The 23,112-nt window shown below is 57.9% G+C and carries 21 protein-coding genes; 15 read left to right on the top strand and 6 right to left on the bottom strand.

What is annotated here, in order from left to right; genetic code table 11:
- The first annotated feature begins 252 nt into the window (after positions 1-252).
- The 6 genes from rfbB to ACI7MX_RS03055 all read left to right on the top strand — a co-directional run bounded on the left by rfbB (position 253) and on the right by ACI7MX_RS03055 (position 6,684).
- Entirely contained in the window at positions 253-1,335 is a 1,083-nt protein-coding gene (gene rfbB, locus ACI7MX_RS03080; protein WP_314486027.1) for a dTDP-glucose 4,6-dehydratase, read from the top strand.
- Entirely contained in the window at positions 1,332-2,222 is an 891-nt protein-coding gene (rfbD, locus tag ACI7MX_RS03075) for a dTDP-4-dehydrorhamnose reductase (RefSeq protein WP_405584776.1), read from the top strand. Before rfbB ends, rfbD begins: the two co-directional genes overlap by 4 nt.
- A 158-nt stretch (positions 2,223-2,380) precedes the next feature.
- Positions 2,381-2,941 carry a DUF3916 domain-containing protein gene (locus tag ACI7MX_RS03070; RefSeq protein WP_405584773.1) on the top strand — a complete coding sequence of 187 codons (561 nt, stop codon included), beginning with the start codon at positions 2,381-2,383 and terminating at the stop codon, positions 2,939-2,941.
- 70 nt (positions 2,942-3,011) lie between these two features.
- Positions 3,012-4,826, top strand: a complete 1,815-nt coding sequence (locus ACI7MX_RS03065; RefSeq protein WP_314486020.1) for an ATP-binding protein — start codon at positions 3,012-3,014, stop codon at positions 4,824-4,826.
- Positions 4,823-6,217 (top strand): sigma-54 dependent transcriptional regulator, encoded by a 1,395-nt coding sequence (locus ACI7MX_RS03060; protein WP_314486018.1) that lies wholly within the window; start codon positions 4,823-4,825, stop codon positions 6,215-6,217. The genes ACI7MX_RS03065 and ACI7MX_RS03060 overlap by 4 nt, the downstream gene beginning before the upstream one ends.
- Positions 6,218-6,228: 11 nt before the next feature.
- Positions 6,229-6,684 carry a thioesterase domain-containing protein gene (locus ACI7MX_RS03055; protein WP_314486016.1) on the top strand — a complete coding sequence of 152 codons (456 nt, stop codon included), beginning with the start codon at positions 6,229-6,231 and terminating at the stop codon, positions 6,682-6,684.
- A 97-nt stretch (positions 6,685-6,781) separates the two neighbouring features.
- Here ACI7MX_RS03055 and cysQ read toward each other — a convergent pair whose 3' ends face one another.
- Positions 6,782-7,624: a 3'(2'),5'-bisphosphate nucleotidase CysQ gene (gene cysQ / locus ACI7MX_RS03050; RefSeq protein WP_405584768.1), complete on the bottom strand. Its 843-nt coding sequence runs from the start codon at positions 7,622-7,624 to the stop codon at positions 6,782-6,784.
- Positions 7,621-8,187: an ADP compounds hydrolase NudE gene (nudE, locus tag ACI7MX_RS03045; RefSeq protein ID WP_314486012.1), complete on the bottom strand. Its 567-nt coding sequence runs from the start codon at positions 8,185-8,187 to the stop codon at positions 7,621-7,623. The genes cysQ and nudE overlap by 4 nt, the downstream gene beginning before the upstream one ends.
- An 88-nt stretch (positions 8,188-8,275) precedes the next feature.
- Between nudE and yrfG the strand changes: the two genes are divergently transcribed.
- Positions 8,276-8,938 carry a GMP/IMP nucleotidase gene (gene yrfG / locus ACI7MX_RS03040; RefSeq protein ID WP_314486010.1) on the top strand — a complete coding sequence of 221 codons (663 nt, stop codon included), beginning with the start codon at positions 8,276-8,278 and terminating at the stop codon, positions 8,936-8,938.
- A 103-nt stretch (positions 8,939-9,041) separates the two neighbouring features.
- Here the strand turns inward: yrfG and lysM are convergent, their stop codons facing one another.
- Positions 9,042-9,482 (bottom strand): peptidoglycan-binding protein LysM, encoded by a 441-nt coding sequence (lysM, locus tag ACI7MX_RS03035; RefSeq protein WP_314486009.1) that lies wholly within the window; start codon positions 9,480-9,482, stop codon positions 9,042-9,044.
- 115 nt (positions 9,483-9,597) lie between these two features.
- Here lysM and ACI7MX_RS03030 point away from each other — a divergent pair, with 115 nt between their 5' ends.
- From ACI7MX_RS03030 to ACI7MX_RS02995, 8 genes are all read left to right on the top strand, one after another.
- Positions 9,598-10,485: a LysR family transcriptional regulator gene (locus tag ACI7MX_RS03030; RefSeq protein WP_314486007.1), complete on the top strand. Its 888-nt coding sequence runs from the start codon at positions 9,598-9,600 to the stop codon at positions 10,483-10,485.
- A 94-nt stretch (positions 10,486-10,579) separates the two neighbouring features.
- Positions 10,580-11,419 (top strand): formate dehydrogenase accessory sulfurtransferase FdhD, encoded by an 840-nt coding sequence (fdhD, locus tag ACI7MX_RS03025; protein WP_405584762.1) that lies wholly within the window; start codon positions 10,580-10,582, stop codon positions 11,417-11,419.
- Positions 11,416-13,764: an FdhF/YdeP family oxidoreductase gene (locus tag ACI7MX_RS03020; RefSeq protein ID WP_405584760.1), complete on the top strand. Its 2,349-nt coding sequence runs from the start codon at positions 11,416-11,418 to the stop codon at positions 13,762-13,764. The genes fdhD and ACI7MX_RS03020 overlap by 4 nt, the downstream gene beginning before the upstream one ends.
- A 242-nt stretch (positions 13,765-14,006) precedes the next feature.
- Positions 14,007-14,483: a YMGG-like glycine zipper-containing protein gene (locus ACI7MX_RS03015; RefSeq protein WP_314486001.1), complete on the top strand. Its 477-nt coding sequence runs from the start codon at positions 14,007-14,009 to the stop codon at positions 14,481-14,483.
- Between the two features lie 232 nt (positions 14,484-14,715).
- Positions 14,716-15,648, top strand: coding sequence for a hypothetical protein (locus tag ACI7MX_RS03010; protein WP_405584756.1), 933 nt, complete (start codon positions 14,716-14,718; stop codon positions 15,646-15,648).
- A gap of 346 nt (positions 15,649-15,994) precedes the next feature.
- Positions 15,995-17,788, top strand: a complete 1,794-nt coding sequence (locus ACI7MX_RS03005) for a GspE/PulE family protein (RefSeq protein WP_405584753.1) — start codon at positions 15,995-15,997, stop codon at positions 17,786-17,788.
- A gap of 79 nt (positions 17,789-17,867) precedes the next feature.
- On the top strand, positions 17,868-18,182 hold the full coding sequence (locus ACI7MX_RS03000; RefSeq protein WP_122785315.1) for a DUF2388 domain-containing protein: 315 nt from the start codon (positions 17,868-17,870) through the stop codon (positions 18,180-18,182).
- Between the two features lie 170 nt (positions 18,183-18,352).
- Complete coding sequence (locus ACI7MX_RS02995; RefSeq protein WP_314485995.1) at positions 18,353-19,495, top strand: DegT/DnrJ/EryC1/StrS aminotransferase family protein; 1,143 nt, start codon at positions 18,353-18,355, stop codon at positions 19,493-19,495.
- A gap of 152 nt (positions 19,496-19,647) precedes the next feature.
- On the opposite strand, the gene gcvH is transcribed toward ACI7MX_RS02995, so the two are convergent.
- The 3 genes from gcvH to ACI7MX_RS02980 all read right to left on the bottom strand — a co-directional run bounded on the left by gcvH (position 19,648) and on the right by ACI7MX_RS02980 (position 22,949).
- Positions 19,648-20,031 (bottom strand): glycine cleavage system protein GcvH, encoded by a 384-nt coding sequence (gene gcvH / locus ACI7MX_RS02990; RefSeq protein ID WP_405584749.1) that lies wholly within the window; start codon positions 20,029-20,031, stop codon positions 19,648-19,650.
- Positions 20,032-20,093: 62 nt separating this feature from the next.
- On the bottom strand, positions 20,094-21,176 hold the full coding sequence (gene gcvT, locus ACI7MX_RS02985; protein WP_314485991.1) for a glycine cleavage system aminomethyltransferase GcvT: 1,083 nt from the start codon (positions 21,174-21,176) through the stop codon (positions 20,094-20,096).
- 156 nt (positions 21,177-21,332) lie between these two features.
- The gene (locus ACI7MX_RS02980; protein ID WP_405584745.1) at positions 21,333-22,949 is read right to left on the bottom strand and encodes an ABC transporter permease; all 1,617 of its coding nucleotides are present in this window, start codon (positions 22,947-22,949) and stop codon (positions 21,333-21,335) included.
- Between the last annotated feature and the right edge of the window lie 163 nt (positions 22,950-23,112).

Below are 23,112 nucleotides of genomic sequence, written 5' to 3'. Positions count from 1 at the left end.
GACACGAGCCTGGCGTGCATCAACTATAGGCGTCTTTATAGTCGATAAATATCCGCAATAAAACGGACTAATCAATTATTAAATAAAAATAAACTGAATATTACCGATATAAATCTATTTTGTGACGCGCCTGTCACGCCTGGGCAGTCAAAGACGCGACTGTTCTGACGTCTTGTACTTGCACCGCATCCGGACTGCCCACAAGCTATGCGCCTCACGTTTGCAGTCCATCAGGGAATAAGGAATATCCACATGCGTATTTTAGTCACCGGCGGCGCCGGTTTTATTGGTTCAGCGCTGATCCGTCATCTGATCCAGAACACTGCGCACGAAGTGCTCAACCTCGATAAGTTGACTTACGCCGGTAACCTTGAATCGCTGCAAAGCATTGCCACCGACACCCGCTACGAGTTCGTCCAGGCGGATATCGTCGATCAGAACGCCGTCAGCGCCGTGATCGAGCGCTTCCAGCCCCAAGCCATCATGCACTTGGCGGCCGAGTCGCACGTTGACCGCTCTATCGATGGCCCGTCGGACTTTATCCAGACCAACATTCTGGGCACCTATAGCCTGCTGGAAGCCACTCGCGCCTATTGGCTGACACTCCCAGAGCCCGCCAAAAGCGCATTCCGTTTTCACCATATTTCGACTGACGAGGTGTATGGCGATCTTCACGGTGTCGACGATCTGTTCACCGAAACGACCCCTTACGCACCCAGCTCACCGTACTCGGCCAGTAAAGCCGCCTCCGACCATCTGGTACGCGCCTGGAACCGCACGTACGGCTTGCCGGTATTGCTGACCAATTGCTCGAACAATTACGGCCCTTTCCACTTCCCGGAAAAGCTGATCCCGCTGGTTATTCTCAACGCCCTGGCGGGCAAACCGCTGCCGGTGTATGGCAACGGCCTGCAAGTGCGTGACTGGCTGTTTGTAGAAGACCACGCCCGTGCGCTGTTCAAAGTGGTGACCGAAGGGGTGGTCGGCGAGACCTACAACATTGGCGGCCACAACGAACAAACCAACATTGACGTGGTACGCGGCATTTGCACGCTGCTCGAAGAACTGGCGCCAGCACGCCCTGAAGGCGTCGCGCAGTTCGCTGACTTGATCACATTCGTCAAAGACCGTCCGGGCCATGACCAGCGCTACGCCATCGACGCCAGCAAGATCGAACGCGAGTTGGGTTGGGTGCCCGAAGAGACATTTGAAACCGGCCTGCGCAAAACCGTGCAGTGGTACCTGGACAACCTTGAATGGTGCCAGCACGTTCAAGATGGCAGCTATCAAGGTCAGCGTCTGGGGTTCACCGAGCCCAAGGATCTGCTGGCATGAACCACGGCACCCCGCCTCTGAAAATCCTTATCAGCGGCAAAACCGGTCAAGTCGCCATCGAGCTGCAAAAGCAGCTTGCCGGGCTTGGCGAGCTGATTGTATTGGGTCGCGACGAGCTTGATCTGAGCCAGCCCGAGCACATCCGCGAGCACGTTCGGGCCCACAAACCCGACCTGATCATCAACGCGGCGGCTCATACCGCGGTGGACAAGGCTGAGAGCGAGCCTGAACTGGCATTTGCAATCAATGCCACCGCGCCCGGCGTCTTCGCTGAAGAAGCGGCAGCACTGGGCATTCCGTTGATTCACTATTCCACCGACTATGTGTTCGATGGCACTAAACCCGCCCCTTACACTGAAGATGACACCCCTAACCCATTGGGCGTTTACGGCCAAAGCAAGCTCGCGGGTGAGCGCGCCATTGCCGCCACAGGCGCCCAGCATCTGATCTTGCGCACCAGCTGGGTGTACTCCACCCACGGCAAAAACTTCTTGCTGACCATGCAGCGTTTGCTGCAAGAACGGCCTGAGCTGGGCGTGGTGGCTGATCAGATTGGCGCGCCGACGTGGGCGGGAACCATTGCCCGAAGCACGCGCGCGCTGATTGAACGCTGGCGAACAGGTCAGGCCGGCGCCTGGGGGGTTTACCACCTCACCGCACAAGGCGAGACCTCATGGTTCGGTTTTACCCAAGCCATCGCCGAGCCGCTGATCGCAGCGGACAAACCCTGCGCTGCGCTCAAACCGATCCCTGCCAGCGCTTATCCGACGCCGGCTGCCCGGCCTCAGAACTCGCGTCTGGATTGCAGCCGCTTGGGCCGTGAATGGGGTGTCACCCAGCCCGATTGGCGTACAGCTCTGAGCGAATGTGTCGCTGAGCAACGCTAACCGCGTGGTGGCTCCGGCAATGAAAAGCTTGAGCCACTACAAGCTTAAATTGGCGTAGGACGCTTCTGATTTCTACGGGCGTGACTTTTTTAACGCAAAAATTCGGATAGGGTCGGTGCTCTTCAGGGCATCGCACTCACCTAGACGGATTTACCATCATGCGGCGAATAGCGTTCAGCAACAAAAAGGTTCGGGGCGTGACAAGGCGGCTCAAAGCGTTGTCACGCTGGGCCAACAGCTTCAAAAACTACTTCCCCGACGACCTCGCTCAATCCTTGCGCTATCGCAACTTCAAGATTCCCGTGCTGGCCACCCTGGTTGAAGGTAAACAAGCCACAGACGCTATTCGCAGCCAGTGTGCGCAACAGTTAATCAACGCCTGCCAACACTTGATCGACGCCCGCCCCAGCGATGCACCCGATTGCCTGGTGGTTGCCTCAATCGCCCTGCCGGACATGTTCTCCAGCGAGGTCTGCATTTACACCGACCGGGATTATCACCGCGCGCATATGCAACCGTCGCACGATCAACATTGCCATAGCCAACCGATTACCGATCAAAACCTCGCCGAACAATGGGGCCTGAAGATCCCCGAAGGCATGCAATGCATTGGGCTTTCACTTGAATGCAAAGCGCTTGACGGGTTGGAGAGCGAGTTTCGTGGGCAACGCTGGTATTTCGGTGAAATCACCCACTCAGCCCCAACACAGCCTCAGTAGCCACCACAAAGAATGGGGTTCGCATTAAGGCTGGGTATACTGCGCCGTACTCTTGCGGCGCATGTATTTGATGATCACGACTCCCTCAGTTCCTCATAGACCCCGGTGGCGTAGCCTCGCCTTGCTGGTGCTGTGCCTGGCGCCCCTGCTGTGGCCGCTCCAGCACTTGGCCGAGCGTTATTACCGCAGTGAACTGGCCGGACAAAACCGGCAGACCCTCGACCTGTACGTCGCTAACCTGTTGGGTTCGCTGCATCGCTATGAGGTGCTGCCGCAAATTCTCGGTGAGTTGCCTGATCTGCGCGCCGTACTCGCCGACCCGGAAAACCCGCAGGTTCAGGCCCGGGCCAATGAGCTGCTTAAAGACATCAGCAACCAGACCGGTGCCGTGGTCATGTACTTGATCGACGCCCATGGCGATACATTGGCCGCCTCCAACTGGGATAAAAGCGACAGTTTTATCGGGCGTAATTTCGCTTTTCGTCCCTACTTCAGCGAGGCGATGCAAGGCAAACTGGGGCGATTCTTCGGGCTGGGCACCACCTCGGGCAAGCGCGGCTATTACTTCGCCGCACCGATACTCGACGACGACAAGAACATCGGGGTTCTGGTGGTCAAGGTCGACCTGGATCACACCGAGCAATTGTGGGGCAACACACCCGAGCAATTGCTGACGACCGACAATAATGGCGTGGTCATTCTAACTTCTCGCCCAGAGTGGCGTTTCAGAGCCACCCGCGAACTCAGCCCGGCGGAGCGTCAGGATATATTTGCCATCCTGCCCTACCCGACACGCGACCCGCAGCCGCTCAACCTGAACTGGAATGCCTGGCTGGTGCAAACCCAGGAAATCGACGAAACCGGCTGGCGCGTCAATATTCTCGCCCCACGCACACTGATCGACCGTCCGGTGCGTACCGTGGTGGCCATTGGCGCCGCCACCTTGTTGGTGATCGTGTTGCTCATCGGCTTGATGATGCAACGCCGACGCCACTATCTGGACCGCATCGCTTTCGAAGGCAAGGCGCGTCGAGAACTGGAAATGCGTGTGGCCGAACGCACCAGCGACCTCGAAGGGCTTAACCAGCGGCTGCGTAAAGAGGTGCTGGAGCGCGAGCAGGCGCAGCAAGAGCTGGTGCGCGCCCAGGACGATCTGGTGCAGTCGGGCAAGCTGTCAGCGCTCGGCACCATGTCGGCCAGCATCAGCCACGAGCTCAATCAACCGCTGGCCGCTATCCGCAGTTACGCTGAAAACGCCGAAGTATTACTCGATCACCAGCGCCTCGACGACGCTCGCGGCAACCTCAAGCTGATCAACGAACTGACCGGACGCATGTCATCGATCATTGCCCATCTGCGCGCCTTCGCCCGGCGTGATCGGCATGCGCCGGAAAGTGTTGCCTTGCAACCGGCGCTGGACGATGCGTTGGCATTACTGGCCAAGCGGCGACGCAGCATGGAAGTTGAGTTGATTCGCGACCTGCCCGCGGCCACCCTGTGGGTCGAGGCAGGTGAAACGCGCTTGCGCCAAGTCTTGGGCAACTTATTGGCCAATGCACTGGATGCCTTGACCGAAAAAGGCCCGCCGCGCCGCTTGTGGTTGAGTGCCCAAGCCACCGAACAGGGCGTCACGGTCTACATTCGCGATAACGGCCCGGGGTTTTGCCTGGAAGCCTTGGGGCGGGCTGGTGAGCCGTTCTATACCACCAAAACCCGAACGCAGGGTTTGGGGCTTGGACTGGCTATCTGCGACACGCTGATCCGTGCCTTTGGGGGTGAACTCCTGTTCGCCAACCACAAGGAAGGCGGCGCCTTAATTACCTTACGACTGCGCGCTGGAGCGCCGGGCGTGAGTTTGCAAGCCAGTGAGGACTCCAGATCATGAGCCAACCCATTGACCCGACCGTACAGGTCATCCTGATCGATGATGACCCGCATCTGCGTCAGGCCCTGTATCAAACACTGGACCTGGCCGGGCTTAAGGTCTTGCCTCTGGCTCAAGCCACCGGCCTTGCCGACCGTGTTGGCCGTGACTGGCCAGGGGTCGTGGTCAGCGATATTCGTATGCCGGGCATGGACGGCCTTGAGTTGCTAACCCAGCTCCATGCTCAAGACCCAGACCTGCCAGTGCTGCTGATCACCGGCCACGGCGATGTTCCGCTGGCGGTACAAGCCATGCGGTCGGGCGCCTACGACTTTCTGGAAAAGCCCTTTGCCAGCGACGCGTTGCTCGACAGCGTGCGCCGCGCGCTGGCCCTGCGTGCGCTGGTGCTGGACAACCGCAGCCTGCGCCTGGCCTTGAGTGATCGCCAGTCACTGAGCACCCGATTGGTGGGGCTGTCCCCCCCCATGCTGCGCCTGCGTGAACAAATTGGGGCGCTGGCAGCGACCAAAGCCGACGTGCTGATTTTGGGCGAAACCGGCTCAGGCAAGGAAGTGGTCGCCAGGGCATTGCATGACCTGTCGAGCAGACGCAATGGACCCTTTGTAGCGATCAACGCGGGGGCGCTGGCCGAGTCGGTGGTTGAAAGTGAACTGTTTGGCCATGAGCCGGGCGCCTTCACGGGTGCGCAAAAGCGACGTATTGGCAAATTCGAGTTTGCCAATGGCGGCACCTTGTTCCTTGATGAAATAGAAAGCATGAGCCTGGATGTCCAGGTCAAACTGTTGCGCCTGCTGCAAGAGCGGGTGGTTGAACGCTTGGGTGGCAATCAGCTGATTGCGCTGGATATTCGAGTGATTGCAGCCACCAAAGAAGACCTTCGCCAGGCGGCCGATCAAGGGCGATTCCGCGCCGATTTGTATTACCGTCTCAATGTTGCACCGCTGCGCATTGCGCCCCTGCGTGAGCGGGGTGAAGACGTGCTGATGCTGTTCCAGCATTTTGCCGACGAAGCCAGCGTCCGCCACGGCTTGACGCCCAATGCGCTGCAACCGGCGCAACGCGCACTGTTGCTGCGCCACACCTGGCCGGGCAATGTGCGTGAGCTTCAAAACGTCGCTGAGCGCTTTGCGCTAGGTCTGGAGTTGGCCCTCGATGATGGCGCGCGCGAGGGCAACCCCATGGCTGACGATGAGGTGGGCGGCCGCTTGAGCGATCAGGTTGAACACTTTGAAAAAAGTTTGATTGCGGCCGAGCTAGAACGCTCCCACAGCTCCCTGCGAAGCCTGGCTGAGGCCTTGGGTGTGCCGCGTAAAACCTTGCACGACAAACTGCGTAAACATGGCCTGCACTTCGAAAGCGGCAGCCATTCCAACCCTGAAGAGTTCGATTGAGAGGCCTGGGTATGATTCGCGACAGTGGTTATCTGGAGTCTGTCCTCCACCACGACATTCCACTCACGCAAGACATGGGACTCAAGGTGTTGAGCTGGCAGGCTCACCAGCTACGCCTGCACTTGCCGCTCACGGCCAATATCAACCACAAAAGCACCATGTTTGGTGGCAGTTTGTATTGCGGTGCGGTGCTCGCGGGTTGGGGCTGGTTGCATTTGAGCGTGCTTGAGGCCGGTATTGAAGACGGGCACATCGTGATTCAGGAAGGGCACATTACTTACCCGCTGCCCGTGACTGCGGACGCTATTGTGCTGTGTGATGCGCCCACCCCCGCGGCGTGGAACAAGTTTTTGGCCATGTACAAGCGGCATGGGCGAGCGCGATTGACGCTGGATACACGCGTCATTAATGCCGAGGGCGGGGACGATGCGGTGCGGTTTAGCGGGCAGTATGTGTTGCATCGTTGAACGCTCCCTCACCCTAGCCCTCTCCCAAAGGGAGAGGGAACTTGATCGGGGGCGTTACGCAAACCTGCTTTTAGTCCCCTCTCCCTCCGGGAGAGGGTTAGGGTGAGGGGCTCTTGACCTTGGCTAAATCCAGCAAGGCCTTGCGCCACGGCGCCTGCGCTGGCAACGCCAAAAAGCTCTCATTGAGCAACGATTCCCGCGCCGGGTAACTGAACGGCTCACCATCGAGTTGCAACACAACGCCGCCAGCACCTTCCAGCACCCCTTGCGCCGCCGCCGTGTCCCATTGCGAAGTCGGCGCCAGACGCGGATAGCAATCGGCCGCCCCTTCAGCCAATAAACAAAACTTCAACGAACTGCCCACGCTGACTAACTTCAACTCGCCCAACTGTTCACTCAATCCAGCCAACAAACGCTCTTGCGCAGGACTGGAATGCCGACGGCTGGCCACCACCGTCAATGCCTCACCCGCAGGCGGCGCGTGACGAACGCTAATGGGCACAATGACGTCGCCATCGGCACGCCAAGCACCCAAACCGGCACCACCGTAGTAACAACGACCGCTGGTGGGCATGGAGACCACACCAAACACGACGCGCCCGTGCTCAATCAGCGCAACATTGACGGTGAACTCCTCACTGCCGCCGATAAATTCTTTGGTGCCGTCCAACGGGTCAACCAACCACCAGCGCGTCCAGCCCGCACGAATGCATTGCGCGATATTGGCGTCCTCCTCAGACAATACCGGGATGCTCGGGTCCAGGGCCGTCAAACCGTCCAGCAGCACATGGTGTGCCGCCACATCCGCCGCAGTGACCGGCGAGTTATCTGCTTTGGCGGTCACTGCGACATCTGCACGCCAGAACGGCAGAATGGCGTCTCCTGCGGCATGGGCCAGTTGGATAACGCCTTGCAACAACGGATGCGGCCACTCACTCACGGCTGAAACTCCCCACGCTGGGTCAGCACATCTCGCGCCAGATACAACGCTGCCAATGCACGGCCTTCGCTGAATTGAGGGTTGAGCACCAAGCTCGACAACTCGCGCAGGTTGACCCGATCAACACGCATGGGTTCAGGCTCATCGCCCTCCAGATGCGCCTCATAGAGGTCAGTGGCCAACACCACCTGAATTTTTTGACTCATGTAACCGGGAGACAGTGACAGTTCGGTCAAATGCTCCAGCTGATGCGCGCCGAAGCCCGCCTCTTCTTTCAACTCACGATCGGCAGCGGCCAGAACGTCTTCACCCGGCTCAATCAGGCCTTTAGGCAAAGAAATTTCGTACTCGTCAGTGCCGCCGCAATATTCTTCAACGAGAATCGCGTGTTCAGCGTCGACCATCGCCACAATCATGACCGCGCCATAACCGTTACCGCGCCCCACTAACCGCTCATACGTGCGTTCAACGCCATTGGAAAAGCGCAGCTGCACTTCTTCGACCCGAAACAATCGGCTGCTGGCAACAATTTCGCGGGCAAGTACGGTGGGTTTTTGGCGCATAGCGGCTCCTCAATATGAACGGGTTACTATACCCCGGCTTTTCCGATTGTCTGTGTCGGATGTTTTTCAATTGCGGGAGAAGTTTTACATGACAGCCTTACCTTGGGGCGACATTGATACCGTATTGCTCGATATGGACGGCACGTTGCTCGACCTGCATTACGACAATCATTTTTGGCTGGAACATTTGCCACAGCGTTATGCCGACCTGCATGGCATCAGCCGGGCGATGGCCGACCTGGAACTGACACCGCTGTTTGAACGCAATGCGGGTCTGCTGAAGTGGTACTGCCTGGATTTCTGGAGCGCCGAACTGAAAATCCCGGTGCGCGAACTCAAGCTCGAAACAGCGCACTTGATTGCGTTGCGCCCTGATGCAGACACCTTTCTGGCCGCAGTCAAGCACGCCGGTAAACGGGTGATCATGATCACCAATGCTCACCGCGATTCGCTTTCATTGAAACTGGAGCGCATTGAGCTGGCCCCTTACTTCGAACGCCTGATCAGTTCTCACGATTACGGCTTCCCCAAAGAAAGCCCGGCATTTTGGGATGCTTTGCAGGCCGATATTGGTTTTGATCCGGGCCGCAGCCTGTTTATCGACGACACCTTGCCGATCCTGCGTAGCGCCCGTGCATATGGCGTGGCTCACTTGCTGGCGGTCAAACAGCCAGACAGCAACAAGGGCCCGAAAGACACCGAGGAATTTGCCGCGCTGGGGGATTATCGAGCGTTACTGGAAGGGCTGTAAACCGATCCGGTGCAGTCGCTGCCGAGGCTACGAAGGGGCGCGCAGCAGCCCGCATAAGCGAGGCCGTCAGCCCATCGCAGCCTGCGGCAGCGACTACAGAGGTTTACTCAGGAATACGCAAGGTCTGGCCCGGGTAGATTTTGTTCGGGTCTGACAGCATAGGTTTGTTGGCTTCAAAGATTTTCATGTACTTGGAGCCATCGCCGTATTCAACCTTGGCGATAGCGCTCAGCGTATCGCCCGCTTTGACCACCACAAAGCGTGCAGCAGTAACCGCTGGCCCGCTCACTGTAATTTGATCATCAACGGTGGCCACACCCGCAATATTGCCCAGTGCCAGCAGGATTTTTTCTTTCTCTTCCTGGGTGGGGACCTCACCTTTGACGGTCACTTTGTCGCCATCGACCTCAGTGGTGATATTGGGATTGCCCAACCCTACCTTTGCCACGTGCTCTTTCAGTTGATCACCTGCATGGGCATTGCCCGGTGTCAGTAAGTCGATCACTTTTTCGCCAGCTTCTTTGATAAAGCTAAAAATACTCATGAATCACGCTCCTAGGGTTGAGATATCCAGATACATAAGCGTAGACCAACATTGGCAGAGTACGTTTCATGGTTGGCACGATAGAATCTGACGGTGAATCACCCGTGGAGCGACGATGGACATTAAACAGCTGAAATTCCTGATTGCCCTCGACGAGACTCGGCATTTCGGACAAGCCGCCGCCCGTTGCCACATCACCCAACCCACGCTGTCCATGCGCCTGCGCAGCTTGGAGCAAGAACTCGACCTGCAACTGGTCAATCGCGGCCAGCGCTTTGAAAGTTTTACCGCGCCCGGCGAACGCGTGCTCGCCTGGGCCAGAGCGGTGCTGGCTGCCTACGACGGTCTCCAGGCCGAGGCAGCCGCCTGTCGCGGTAATCTGATCGGTACGCTGCGCATGGGTGTGGTGCCATTGTCGAGTTTTGACCCGCTGCCTCTATTGCAGCGCTTGCACCAGGAGCATCCCGAACTGCGCTTTGAGCTGTCAGCACTCAGTTCCGAACAAATACTTGAGCAACTCGCCAGCAACGGGCTGGACGTGGGCGTGTCTTACCTCGACCGTCTGGATCACGAACGCTTTGATTTTCTGGCACTCGGTGAAACCCGCATGGGACTGCTTTACGACCAGCGGCATTTCAGCTTCGGCGAGCAGCCCTTGAGCTGGGAAGCGCTGATTGAATTGCCACTGGGCCTGCTCAGCGGTGGCATGCACTTTCGTCAATCCATTGATCATAACTTTCACAGTCGAGGCCTTAGGCCCAAGCCCTTGATCGAAACCGATGCAGTCCATCAATTGCTACAAGCCGTTCACGGCGGGCTCTGCTGTGCTGTGATGCCGCTGGAGGGTGGCCTTGAAGCCCTGACCGATGACTTGCGGCTGCACCCCATTGCAGAGGCCAAAACCCTGGCTCAACTGGGCCTGATCATGCGCCGGGAGGCCCCGCGCTCCGCCCTTGCGGAAGCCTGCTTTGCGCTCTACCAAAAATCACTTAGCCCTGCATGATCGACGCCATCTATCGCTAGATCAATGCTAGCGATTAGACGCGACCTTGTGTCGCGCCTAGGCTTAGTACTGACCCAAACGTCGGTACTGCCTTATGAACGCCAAGCGCCCGGTGTGCGCGGCGCCCGCCTCTATGTCGGCCGCGCCCGCTGCCAGCCAGACCTATCACTACACGTCAATGGACCACAGCAGCAGTGGTGAGACTGCGTTGGCCGAAGAAGTCGCATTGGCGATTGCCTATAACGGCATCAGCCAAGCCGTGATGCTGGTCACCCCCACTGACCTTGAAGACTTTATTGTCGGCTTCAGTCTGGGCAGCGGCATCATTCATGACGCCAGCGAAATCTACGACCTCAAGCTGACCGGCCAAGGCTCGGCTCAGTATGCTCAGGTCGAAATCGCCAGCCGTGCCTTCTGGAATCTCAAACAACAGCGCCGCCAGCTGGCTGGCACCAGTGGCTGTGGCCTGTGCGGCGTTGAAGCGGTTGAGCAAGCGCTGCCTGATCTCAAGGTACTGGCGGGCGCTGCGTTGCCTCCCGCCCAGTGGCTTGACGGTTTACGCCAGCGTATCAGCGACTTTCAACCGTTGGGCCAGCACTGCGGGGCCGTCCATGCTGCGGTGTTCATGGACAGTCAGGGTCAGTTGGTGATGGGCCGCGAGGACATCGGCCGGCACAACGCCCTTGATAAATTGATCGGCGCACTGATTCGTCAACACATTGATCTGGCCGGGGGTGCTGCCATTGTTACCAGCCGGTGCAGCCTTGAGTTGATCCAAAAGGTGCTGCGCGCGGGCATTCAAACCCTCATCAGCCTGTCGTCGCCGACCGGCCTGGCGTTGCAATGGGCCCGTCGGCACAACCTCAACCTTATTCATCTGCCACAAAAAAGCGCGCCTCGGGTGTACAGCCCGGCGCAGGAGAATCAACCGTGAGCACGCATCATCAAGCCGATAAAACCCCGACTCCACGCTATAAGCCTTACAAAGGCCCGGCAGGCGGCTGGGGCGCGCTGATCAGTGTGGCGCAAGCGTGGTTGACCAGTGACAACGCGCTGAAAAACCTGCGCATGATGCTCAAGACCAACCAGAACGGCGGTTTCGACTGCCCTGGCTGCGCTTGGGGCGATTCGCCTGAAAGCGGGCTGGTGAAGTTCTGCGAAAACGGCGCCAAAGCGGTGAACTGGGAAGCGACCAAACGCCGAGTGGATGCCGCGTTCTTCGCCAAATACAGCGTCAGCGCATTGCTGGAGCAAAGCGACTACTGGCTGGAATATCAGGGTCGACTGACTGAGCCCATGCGCTATGACGCCGACAGCGACCGCTATGTGCCCGTCAGTTGGGAAGCCGCATTCGCGTTGATCGCCCGGCATCTGTTGAATCTTTCTAGCCCTGACGAAGCCGAGTTTTATACCTCGGGACGCGCCAGCAATGAAGCCGCCTATCTGTACCAATTATTTGTACGGGCTTATGGCAGCAACAATTTCCCGGACTGTTCAAACATGTGTCACGAGGCCAGCGGCGTGGCGCTGGCACAAAGCATTGGGGTGGGCAAAGGCACCGTGACCTTTGACGACTTTGAGCACGCCGACGCGATTTTCGTGCTGGGGCAAAACCCCGGCACCAACCATCCACGTATGTTGGAGCCACTGCGTGAAGCCGTTCAGCGCGGCGCTCAGGTGGTGTGCGTAAACCCGCTCAAAGAGCGCGGTCTGGAGCGTTTCCAACACCCGCAACACCCTCTCGAAATGCTCACCAACGGCGACCGTCCGACCAACACTGCTTATCTGCGCCCGGCGCTGGGTGGCGACATGGCACTGCTGCGCGGCATGGCCAAGTTCCTGCTGCAATGGGAGCGCGACGCTCAAGCCGCAGGCGAGCCAGCAGTGTTTGATCACGCGTTCTTGAATGAGCACACCGCCGGTGTGCTGGATTACATCGCCAGCCTTGATGACACGCCGTGGGATCACATCGTCGAACAGTCAGGCCTGACACTGGTCGACATCGAGCGTGCCGCACGCATGTACCTTAAAGGTAAAAACGTCATCATGTGCTGGGCGATGGGTATCACCCAACACCGGCATTCGGTGCAAACCATTCAGGAAATCGCCAACCTGATGCTCCTGCGCGGCAATATCGGCCGCCCCGGCGCGGGTCTGTGCCCGGTACGTGGCCACAGTAACGTGCAAGGCGACCGCACCATGGGCATCAACGAACGCCCGCCCGCCGCGTTTCTAGATGCGCTGGAGCGTCGTTTCCAGTTCAAAGTACCCCGCGAAAACGGCCACAACGTGGTTGAAGCCATCCACGCCATGCTTGAGGGGCGCGCCAAAGTGTTTCTCGCGCTGGGCGGCAACTTTGCCCAAGCCACGCCGGACAGCCCGCGCACAGCTGAGGCGCTGCGCAATTGCGACCTGACGGTACAGATCAGCACCAAGCTCAACCGCAGCCATTTGATGCACGGCAAAGAAGCCTTGATTCTGCCGTGCCTGGGCCGCACCGATATCGACATTCAGGCCGAAGGCCCGCAAGCGGTGACTGTCGAGGACTCGTTCAGCATGGTGCATGCCTCAAACGGGCAATTGCAGCCGTTGTCGAACCAGATGCGCTCGGAGCCCGCCATCATTGCGGGTATTGCAGCCGCCACGCTGGGCACGCATCCCATTGACTGGAACTGGGCCGTGGCTGACTACCGCCGCATTCGCGACCTGATTGCCGACACCATTCCCGGTTTTAAAGATTTCAACGAGCGGATTCAGCATCCCGGCGGCTTCTACCTCGGCAACTCGGCAGGCGCCCGGCAGTGGAACACGCCGAGTCAACGCGCCAACTTCCGGCCTAATCAATTGCCGCGTGACCTGGTCGATGCCCGCGCTCGGGCCAATGGCCGCCTGCCTGATTTGATTATGCAATCGATGCGCTCGCACGATCAGTACAACACCACCATTTATGGTCTGGATGATCGCTATCGCGGCGTCAAGGGACAACGTGACGTGCTGTTTGTGAATGAAGCCGACATCATCCGTCTGGGCTTCAAGCCGGGACAGAAGGTCGACATCATTTCAATCTGGAATGATGAGCGTGAACGTCGGGTGAAAAATTTCACGTTGCTGGCTTTCGATATTCCGGCAGGTCAGGCTGCTGCTTACTATCCTGAGGTCAACCCGTTGGTACCGCTTGAGAGCACAGGGGATGGCAGCCACACGCCGACCTCCAAGTTCGTCGCCATCTATCTGGAACCCGCGACAGCCTCGAACATGATTGTGGCCAAGGCCGGTTAAACGCAGGAGGCGAGTGGCGGCCCAGCCGTCACTCACCGAAAAACCTCACCCACAAAAAAGGCCGTTTCCCCACGAAAACGGCCTCATCGAACTAACAAACAGACCGCTTAAAACCTATTAAGTTCCCTATCAAAAACAATAACTTAGGTAATTGTGTACAACTCGTGTTACTGGTCGGATTTCGATTGTAACCAACCCCTTTGAGGCTCAGGATCGCGCCGTCATCCATTTGAGACTCACCTATGAAGCTCACCTCTATTCTCTTGTTGTCCCTTGGCCTGGTCAGTGGCGTTGCCTCGGCCGGTGGCACCACCGAAGCCGGTGTAGGCGGCGCATTAGGCGGAGTTCTTGGCGCCGTAGTTGGACAACAGCTCGGCGGCTCGACTGGCTCTGCGATTGGCGCAGGCGTCGGCGGCGCAGCCGGCAGCGCCGTAGGTGCTGACAAACGCAGCCGTGGCGAGGCTGCCATTGGCGGCGCGCTCGGGGCCGCAGGCGGCAACGTTCTGGGTCGCAGTGTCGGCGGCGGCACCGGCGCACTGGTCGGTGCAGCCGCGGGCGGCGGTGCAGGCGGTGCGCTGGGCAATTACATGGGTAATAAAAGCGACGCCGATGATCGCCGTTACAACAATCGCGATAATCGCCGCTATTACCGCGATGATCACCGTGGCCGCGGCCATGCGTACGGTCATCGCAAAAAGAACAAACATCGTCATCATTGATAACCAACAACGGGAGCCCACAAGGCTCCCGTTTTTGTTGGCGCTCTTAAAATTGTTTCAATGCATTACGCCCGCTTGTTTAGCCTCCATCATGCAAGCTGCATGACCCGGTAAAAAAGTTATTTTTTTAACTACCTGAAAAATATATAAAAAGTCCAAAACACAGATTGGCACAACCTCTGCAATCTCCTGAGTGAACGACACATCCAGTCACTTCAGGAGCACAACAACAATGATCGGGACAACAGAAAATTACCCCGCTGCCCTGCAAGACACCTCAGGACACTCAGGTGTTTCCTGGGCTACCATCTTTGCAGGTGCCGCCGCTGCCGCCGCACTCTCTTTGCTGCTCCTGATGCTGGGCGCAGGACTGGGCTTTTCCGCCGTATCGCCTTGGGCGAATGAAGGTGTAGGGGCCAAGGGGCTAGGCATTACGGCCATTATCTGGCTCGCTGTTACACAAATTATCGCTTCGGGCATGGGCGGCTATCTCGCCGGCCGTTTGCGCGTCAAATGGGCCAGCCTGCACGGCGATGAAGTGTACTTTCGCGACACCGCGCACGGCTTTCTATCGTGGGCAGTCGCCACGCTGGTGACGGCCACGTTGGTAGCAGGTTCCGTCAGCAGCGTGATTGGTAGCGGTGTGCAAGCGGGTGCCAGTGTGGCCTCGGGTGCCGCCACGGCCATGAGCAGCGCAGCCGGTAGTGCAGCAGGCAGCCAAGCGAATAAAGGTGCAGGCAATGGCACTGATTACTTTATCGACACGCTGTTTCGTGATGATCGCGGCACCGCAGTCAGTGAAGACGCTGCCCACGGCATCGTGACCCGCATCTTTGTACGCAGCCTGGGCAACGATGGCCAACTGAGTAACGAAGACCGTACGTACTTGGCGCAGATCGTCGCTCAACGGACCAACCTGAGCCAGCCAGAAGCTGAACAACGGGTTGATCAGGTCTACGCCAAAGCTCATCAAGCCATCGAAGACGCCAAAGTAAAAGCCAAGGAAGCCGCCGACACCGCAGCCAAGGTTGCCGCCTGGACCACCCTGTGGATGTTCATCACCCTGTTGATCGGCGCGTTCTTCGCCAGCTTGTGCGCAACCTTCGGCGGTCGTCGCCGCGATGCAGTGACGTACGTTGACCACACCACTACTACCCTTCGTTAATTCTGGAGAATAAAAATGCGCTCACTTCTGCTGTTATTTCTCGGTATTCCAATCCCGATCATCATCCTGATTGCGCTGTTTGTTCATTGATCAAACCGCAATAAGCCCAGAACGGCCTTCTCTTTGAAGGCCGTTTTTTTTTGCGGGCTAACCAGACAAGCAAGGGCAATCTGACCCGTGTTTTCAGCTTGGAACTGCAACAGGTCTGCACCACCAGGGCACGGTGCGACTGATTTCGGGGTAATAGCTGGCAACGAATCCCTACAGGGGCGTAAACGCTTTGCATCTAGGCTTTGCCGTAAGCCCGGACAAGGACCTGTCTGAGCACGTGCTTGCAGGAGCGTTTATGCACACCGCCCCACCCCATGATCAGTGGTTGGATCTCACCACCCTTCTCCCTCATTTGCTCACCCAGGGCCGCGTTCATCACGCATGTGCCGAACAGGCCATGATCCGCAGCCGCGAAGCCCTTCAGAAGCACGGGCACCCCTTGGTGTTTCTGGCCAGCCAGCAGCTCAGTGACCCCAGCCGACCCGGCAAAACCCTCGATATTGAAACCCTTACCGCCTGGCTGGCCCATCAGTGCCATTTGCCTTATTTGCGCATCGACCCGCTCAAAATTGATGTGGCCGTTGTGACCGGGCTGATGTCGTTCGCGTTTGCTCAACGCCATCAAATCCTGGTCGTGGCGACAGATGAGCACACCGTCACCATTGCTTGCACACAGCCGTGGGTGCGCAGTTGGGAGGCAGATCTCAAACAGGTGCTCAAACGACCTATCAGACGAGTCATGGCCAACCCACAGGAGATTCAGCGTCTGACGGTGGAGTTTTACACCTTGGCAAAATCGGTCACTGGCGCAGCGTTAAATGATCAAAAAAACGCCAGCCAGCCTCACCGCGAACAACTGCTCACCCTCGGTTCCAGCCATCCAGAGCCTGATGCCAATGATGCGCACATTGTGAACATCGTGGACTGGCTTTTTCAGTACGCCTTTGAACAACGCGCCAGCGATATTCATATCGAGCCGCGTCGAGAGCAAGGTTGCATGCGCTTTCGTATCGACGGCGCACTGCATGACGTTTACCCCTTCTCAGCACAGGTCACGATGGCGATCGTTAGCCGCCTGAAAACCTTGGGCCGCATGAACGTTGCCGAAAAACGCAGACCGCAAGACGGCCGCTTGAAAACCCGAACCCCAGCCGGGGCGGAAGTTGAATTGCGACTTTCCACGTTGCCCACCGCCTTTGGCGAAAAATTGGTGATGCGTATTTTCGATCCTAAAGTGCTGCTTAAAACCTTCGATCAGTTGGGTTTTAACGCCGATGATTTGCAGCGCTGGGAGCGTATGACCCGTCAAACAAGCGGTATTATTTTGATAACAGGGCCTACCGGCTCAGGCAAAACCAGCACCCTCTATGCCACTCTCAAACAACTGGCCACGCCGCAGGTCAACTTGTGCACCCTGGAAGACCCGATCGAGATGATTGAACCGGCGTTTAATCAAATGCAGGTGCAACCCACTATCGACCTGACGTTCGCCAGTGGTTTGCGCGCCCTGCTGCGTCAGGACCCGGACATCATCATGCTGGGTGAAATACGCGATCTGGAAACGGCTGAAATGGCGATTCAAGCCGCGCTGACCGGCCATTTGGTGCTGTCCACCCTGCACACCAACGATGCGCCGAGTGCCATCAACCGCTTGCAAGAACTCGGTATTGCCCCCTATCTGATAAAAGCGACGCTGCTCGGTGTCATGGCGCAACGGCTGGTTAAAACCCTGTGCCCGGATTGCAAGGCCGAACAGCCCTTAAAGCAAAGTGACTGGCAGAGCTTTGCTACCGACTGGCCCACCTCGGCGCCTGAACACACCTGTCATGCGAAAGGCTGTCAGGCGTGCCGGGAAAGCGGTTACAGCGGGCGAGCCGGGGTTTACGAGATCATGTTGATGAGTGACAGACTTCGCGCCCTTATTGGCCCGCAAACCGATGTAAGCGCCCTGCGTCACCAAGCCTGCGCTGAAGGCATGCAACCCTTGAGAATGGCGGCAGCCCGCAAAGTGGTCGCGGGCCTGACGTCAATGGCAGAAGCATTACGTGTGACGCCCGAATTGGGCTCGCAACGGGCCATTAATATTTAGGACGATGGCGGAGCCACAGCGGAACTAGACTGACATATGGAGTATCAAACACTCATATTATGTCTTCGGAGTTACCGTTATGCGCCTCAAATATGCTGTCGCCGCTATCGCCCTGTTGTCCCTTCCTGTTGGCTCAGCCATGGCCGACACATTCTGGCGTAATGTGTTGTCTTCGGGCGCCACAACCGGGTCCACCTACCTGACCTTCAAAAAAGACCGAAAAGTCATTGCCGCCCAAGATGATGCGGGCAGCTTTGTCGCCAGCAACGGCTCGATTCGTGGCCCGTACCTCGAATCGGCCATGCAACAAGTGCGCGCTGATAACCCGCAGTTAAACGTCAGCGACATGGAATTGGCCAACGCCATTCTGGCCAAGAACGCTACAGCGGAGTAATGCTCCCAGCTCCCGTAATGACCTGAACGGCCCAAGCCGCGACGCGGTCATTACGGGATGCTGACCTGCCATTCAGCCCCCATACAGAAATTTCACCCGATGTGAGTCACGCTCTGGGTATGATCGGAGCCTGTGTTCCCATACCTATTCACATCGGACGTCTTGCCGCTATGAGCTCACTGCCTTTCCTGCCGTTTTCAAAACCCACTATTGATGAAGCCACCATTGCTGCCGTGGGCGACGTGTTGCGCTCAGGCTGGATCACCAGCGGGCCAAAGGTTCAGGCGTTCGAAGCCCAGCTTTCCGAGTATTTTGGCGGTCGCCCGGTGCGTACCTTCAACTCCGGCACCTGCACGATGGAAATCGCTCTGCGCATTGCGGGCATCGGTGCTGGAGATGAAGTCATCACCACCTCTATTTCATGGGTCGCCACCGCCAATGTAATTCTCGAAGTCGGCGCCACCCCTGTATTTGCCGATATAGACCCGGTGACTCGCAATATTGATCTGGCAAAAGTCGAGGCGGCCATCACGCCCCGTACCAAGGCCATCATCCCCGTCTATCTGTCGGGCTTGCCGGTGGACATGGAAGCACTCTATGCACTGGCCAAAAAATACAACCTGCGGGTGGTTGAAGATGCCGCTCAAGCCTTGGGCTCCAGCTGGAACGGTCAACGCATCGGCGCACGCGGTGATTTTGTGTCGTTCAGTTTTCAGGCCAACAAAAACATCACCTCATCCGAAGGCGGTTGTTTGGTTCTGAATAATGAAGAGGAAGCACGTCTGGCCGAGAAGTACCGCCTGCAAGGTGTGACCCGCAGTGGCTTTGACGGCCTGGACGTCGATGTGCTGGGCGGCAAATTCAATATGACGGACATTGCGGCCGCCATTGGTCTGGGCCAGTTTGCCCATATCGAAGCCATTACGGCGCATCGTCGGGAGTTGGCTAAGCACTACTTCGACTGCTTCGGCCCAGAGTTTGAGGCGCAGTACGGGGCACAACTGCCGGTGGCTGACTTTAATAACACCAACTGGCATTTGTTCCAGCTCGTGCTGCCGGAACGCAAAGACGGCGAACCTGCCCGCGCCACCTTCATGAAAGAGATGCAGGCGCTAGGCGTTGGCGTGGGTTATCACTACCCTCCGATTCATTTGTTGAGCTTGTATCGCGCGCAAGGGTTTGGCGAAGGCATGCTGCCGATTTCCGAACGGGTCGGCCGCCTGATCGTGTCGCTGCCGATGTTTACAGCAATGACCAAAGCCGACGTAGAGCGTTCAGTGGCGGCGGTGAAAGCGGTATTGAAAGACGCGTAAACCACATCTCCCGTAGCAGCTGCCGAAGGCTGCGTCCGGCGACACCGTCGTCGTAAAACCTGTGATCACGGTCTATCAATAAAATCGTGAGCACCGAATTTACGATTGCTACGCAACCGAACGCCGCCTGCGGCAGCTGCTACAAGAGTGGTTTACTCGCCAATCGTGGCTTTGTAACCGGCAGCGTCCAGCAGTTTTTCCAGTTCAGCGGTATCGCTTGGCTTGAGTTTGAAAATCCAGGATCCGTACGGATCAGTGTTCAGGCCTTCCGGACTGTCAGCCAGGGCTTCGTTGACCGCGATCACTTCGCCCGACACAGGCGCGTAAATGTCCGAGGCGGCCTTCACCGACTCCACTACGCCTGCCGTATCGCCTGCGGCAAATACTTTGCCGACTTCGGCCAGCTCAACAAACACCACATCCCCCAAGGCTTCCTGAGCGTGATCGCTAATGCCCACGGTCACCGTGCCGTCAGCTTCCAGGCGGGCCCACTCGTGACTTTCGGCAAAGCGCAGGTCGGCAGGGATATTGCTCATATTCAGTGTCCTCAAAAGGGATTGTCAGCGGCTTGCACAGGGTGCAAGCCTGCAAGTAAAGGTTAGATCAAGGCTTTGCCAAGACGAACAAAAGTCGGTTTAACCACGCGAACCGGATACCACTTACCCCGAATTTCGACCTCGGCACGGTCAGCCGTAGCGGTCGGAACTCGCGCCAAAGCAATCGATTTGCTTAGCGTAGGAGAGAAACTACCACTGGTGATCTCCCCTTCGCCAATACCCGCGATACGAACGACCTGATGCGCACGCAATACGCCTCGTTCTTCAAGCACCAAACCCACCAGTTTGAGGGGCACGCCGCCGGCTTTTTCAGCCTCCAGCGCCGCGCGCCCAATAAACTGACGTGAAGCGGGTTCCCACGCAATGGTCCAGGCCATATTGGCTGAAAGTGGCGAGACAGACAGGTGAATATCCTGCCCATAGAGGTTCATACCGGCCTCAAGACGCAAGGTATCGCGCGCGCCCAGGCCAATAGGGGATATACCGGCGCCCACCAGATCGTTGAAGAACGCCGGAGCCTGGTCAGCCGGGAGCAGAATTTCCAGGCCATCTTCACCGGTATAGCCGGTGCGGGCGATAAACCAGTCGCCGCAGCTCTGCCCTTCAAAGGGTTTGAGCTCCTGGATAAGCTGGCCACGGGCCTGACTCACCAGCTCGGCGACTTTGTGTCGGGCTTGCGGGCCTTGTATGGCCAGCAGCGCCAGCTCGGGCCGCTCCAGCAGTTGCACGGCATAACCTTTAGCCTGAGCCGACATCCAGGCCAGATCTTGTTCACGGGTAGCGGCATTGACGACAAGCCGATAACCCGTGGGCATCAGGTAGACGATCATGTCGTCTACCACTCCGCCTTGTTCGTTGAGCATGGCGCTATACAGTGCGCGGCCGGGCGTGTTCAAACGGTCGACATCGTTGGCCAACAAATGCTGTAGCCATTCCTTGGCCTGATCCCCGATGACGTCAATCACGGTCATATGCGAGACATCAAAAACCCCACAGTCGCGGCGCACCTCATGGTGTTCCTCAACTTGCGAGCCGTAATGCAGGGGCATATCCCAACCGCCAAAATCGACCATTTTCGCGCCTAGGGCGAGATGCAGGTCATACAGAGGCGTACGCTGTCCCATGGGTTTCTCCTTCCGGGCGTGGCGAAGGTGCGGACAGGCGTGCTAAACGATTCAGATCTCACGCACAGACCTTGAAGCGTTTAACAGAGAACCCGGCCTGACAGACAAACCGCACCGAATGCGGCGCATTGTAGCCGCATGGGCAAGCACTGGCACCTAACCGTTGCGATGGGCGGAGCGACGAATTAACCCGATGACCGGCAGCAGCCCGACCAGCACCAACGTCAGCGCTGGCAAAGAAGCCCGCGCCCATTCGCCTTCACTGGTCATCTCAAAAATACGCACCGCCAGGGTGTCCCATCCAAATGGACGCATCAGCAGGGTGGCTGGCATCTCTTTGAGCACATCGACAAACACCAACAACGCAGCACTCAACGTACCGGGCAGTAATAAAGGCAGATACACGTTGAAAAAAAGTCGTGGCCCGCTGACGCCCAAACTCCGGGCGGCTTCCGGCAATGAAGGACGAATGCGCGCCAGACTGCTTTCAAGCGGGCCATAAGCCACAGCGATAAAGCGCACCAGATACGCCAGCAGCAAGGCTGACAGGCTGCCGAGCAAGAGCGGCTTGCCCGCCCCGCCCAACCAGCCAGACAGCGGAATCACAAGCTCACGATCCAGGTAGCTGAAAGCCAGCATGATGGAGACCGCCAACACTGACCCCGGCAAGGCATAGCCCAGGTTGGCCAGGCTGACCCCGGCCCGGATCGCTGGAGTGGGTGCCTGACGTCGGGCAAACGCCAGCACTAATGCGACGCTGACCGTAATCAACGCGGCCATGGCACCTAAATACAAGGTATGGAGGATCAGCCCGGTGTAGCGCTCATCCAGATCAAAGCGTCCGCGCTGCCAGAACCACACCACCAGTTGCAGCATGGGAATCACAAAGGCGCAGGCAAAGACCAGCAGGCACCAACCACTGGCCAACCATGCCTTGGGCCCACGCAAGTGATACAAGGCCTTGACCCTTGGCCGCTCGTTGCTGGCCCGGCTGGCACCACGTGCCCGGCGCTCGCCGTACAGCACCACCATGACCACCAGCAACAACAAACTGGCCAGTTGCGCAGCCGTCGACAGGCTGAAGAATCCGTACCAGGTTTTGTAAATGGCAGTGGTAAAGGTGTCGAAATTAAACACCGACACCGCGCCGAAATCAGCGAGGGTTTCCATTAATGCCAGTGCAACGCCAGCCCCAATCGCCGGTCGCGCCATCGGCAGGGCGACGCGCCAGAACGCCTGCCACGGGCTTAGGCCCAGCACGCGAGCGGCTTCCATCAAACCTTTGCCCTGAGCAAGAAATGCCGTACGCGCCAGCAGGTAAACGTAGGGATAAAACACCAGAATCAGCACGATGATCACACCGCCGGTGGATCGCACCCTCGGCAAGCGCAGCCCCATGCCAAACCATTCTCGCAACAGGGTCTGCACGGGCCCGGCAAAATCCAGCAGGCCGACAAACACAAACGCCAGCACATAGGCCGGGATCGCAAAGGGCAGCATCAGCGCCCAGTCCAGCCAGCGCCTGCCTGGGAATTCGCACAAGCTGGTCAACCACGCCAGGCTGACACCCAGCAGCGTCACGCCAATACCGACCCCGACGATCAACGTCAGGGTGTTGCCCAGCAAGCGCGGCATTTGCGTGTCCCAGAGGTGGCTCCAGATCTGCGAGTCGATACTTTGCCAGGAGAGCAACAGGACGCTCAGCGGTAACAGCACTAGAGCTGCAACGGTAAAAACCAGCGGATACCAGCGACGTTGGGCAGGATGGGCCACAAATAACTCTCGGAAGGTGGTGAATGCAGCCCTCACCCTAGCCCTCTCCCAAAGGGAGAGGGAACTGTTTTGAGGTGTATCGAAGATCTGCTTTAGTCCCCTCTCCCTCTGGGAGTGGGAACTGATTTGAAGTGTATCGAGGATCTGCTTTTAGTCCCCTCTC

Source organism: Pseudomonas sp. 2024-210, assembly GCF_045062345.1.
GTDB lineage: Bacteria > Pseudomonadota > Gammaproteobacteria > Pseudomonadales > Pseudomonadaceae > Aquipseudomonas.
This window is presented reverse-complemented; position numbering and strand designations above follow the sequence as displayed.

Bases quoted from the DNA above. Each gene is read 5' to 3' on its own strand.
- ACI7MX_RS03010 (WP_405584756.1), top strand. From the start codon at position 14,716: ATGATCGGGACAACAGAAAATTACCCCGCTGCCCTGCAAGACACCTCA.
- gcvH (WP_405584749.1), bottom strand. From the start codon at position 20,031: ATGAGCAATATCCCTGCCGACCTGCGCTTTGCCGAAAGTCACGAGTGG.
- fdhD (WP_405584762.1), top strand. From the start codon at position 10,580: ATGAACGCCAAGCGCCCGGTGTGCGCGGCGCCCGCCTCTATGTCGGCC.
- ACI7MX_RS03065 (WP_314486020.1), top strand. From the start codon at position 3,012: ATGATCACGACTCCCTCAGTTCCTCATAGACCCCGGTGGCGTAGCCTC.
- rfbD (WP_405584776.1), top strand. From the start codon at position 1,332: ATGAACCACGGCACCCCGCCTCTGAAAATCCTTATCAGCGGCAAAACC.
- ACI7MX_RS03060 (WP_314486018.1), top strand. From the start codon at position 4,823: ATGAGCCAACCCATTGACCCGACCGTACAGGTCATCCTGATCGATGAT.
- lysM (WP_314486009.1), bottom strand. From the start codon at position 9,482: ATGAGTATTTTTAGCTTTATCAAAGAAGCTGGCGAAAAAGTGATCGAC.
- ACI7MX_RS03015 (WP_314486001.1), top strand. From the start codon at position 14,007: ATGAAGCTCACCTCTATTCTCTTGTTGTCCCTTGGCCTGGTCAGTGGC.
- gcvT (WP_314485991.1), bottom strand. From the start codon at position 21,176: ATGGGACAGCGTACGCCTCTGTATGACCTGCATCTCGCCCTAGGCGCG.
- yrfG (WP_314486010.1), top strand. From the start codon at position 8,276: ATGACAGCCTTACCTTGGGGCGACATTGATACCGTATTGCTCGATATG.
- ACI7MX_RS02995 (WP_314485995.1), top strand. From the start codon at position 18,353: ATGAGCTCACTGCCTTTCCTGCCGTTTTCAAAACCCACTATTGATGAA.
- ACI7MX_RS03055 (WP_314486016.1), top strand. From the start codon at position 6,229: ATGATTCGCGACAGTGGTTATCTGGAGTCTGTCCTCCACCACGACATT.
- ACI7MX_RS03000 (WP_122785315.1), top strand. From the start codon at position 17,868: ATGCGCCTCAAATATGCTGTCGCCGCTATCGCCCTGTTGTCCCTTCCT.
- nudE (WP_314486012.1), bottom strand. From the start codon at position 8,187: ATGCGCCAAAAACCCACCGTACTTGCCCGCGAAATTGTTGCCAGCAGC.
- ACI7MX_RS03005 (WP_405584753.1), top strand. From the start codon at position 15,995: ATGCACACCGCCCCACCCCATGATCAGTGGTTGGATCTCACCACCCTT.
- ACI7MX_RS03030 (WP_314486007.1), top strand. From the start codon at position 9,598: ATGGACATTAAACAGCTGAAATTCCTGATTGCCCTCGACGAGACTCGG.
- rfbB (WP_314486027.1), top strand. From the start codon at position 253: ATGCGTATTTTAGTCACCGGCGGCGCCGGTTTTATTGGTTCAGCGCTG.
- ACI7MX_RS03070 (WP_405584773.1), top strand. From the start codon at position 2,381: ATGCGGCGAATAGCGTTCAGCAACAAAAAGGTTCGGGGCGTGACAAGG.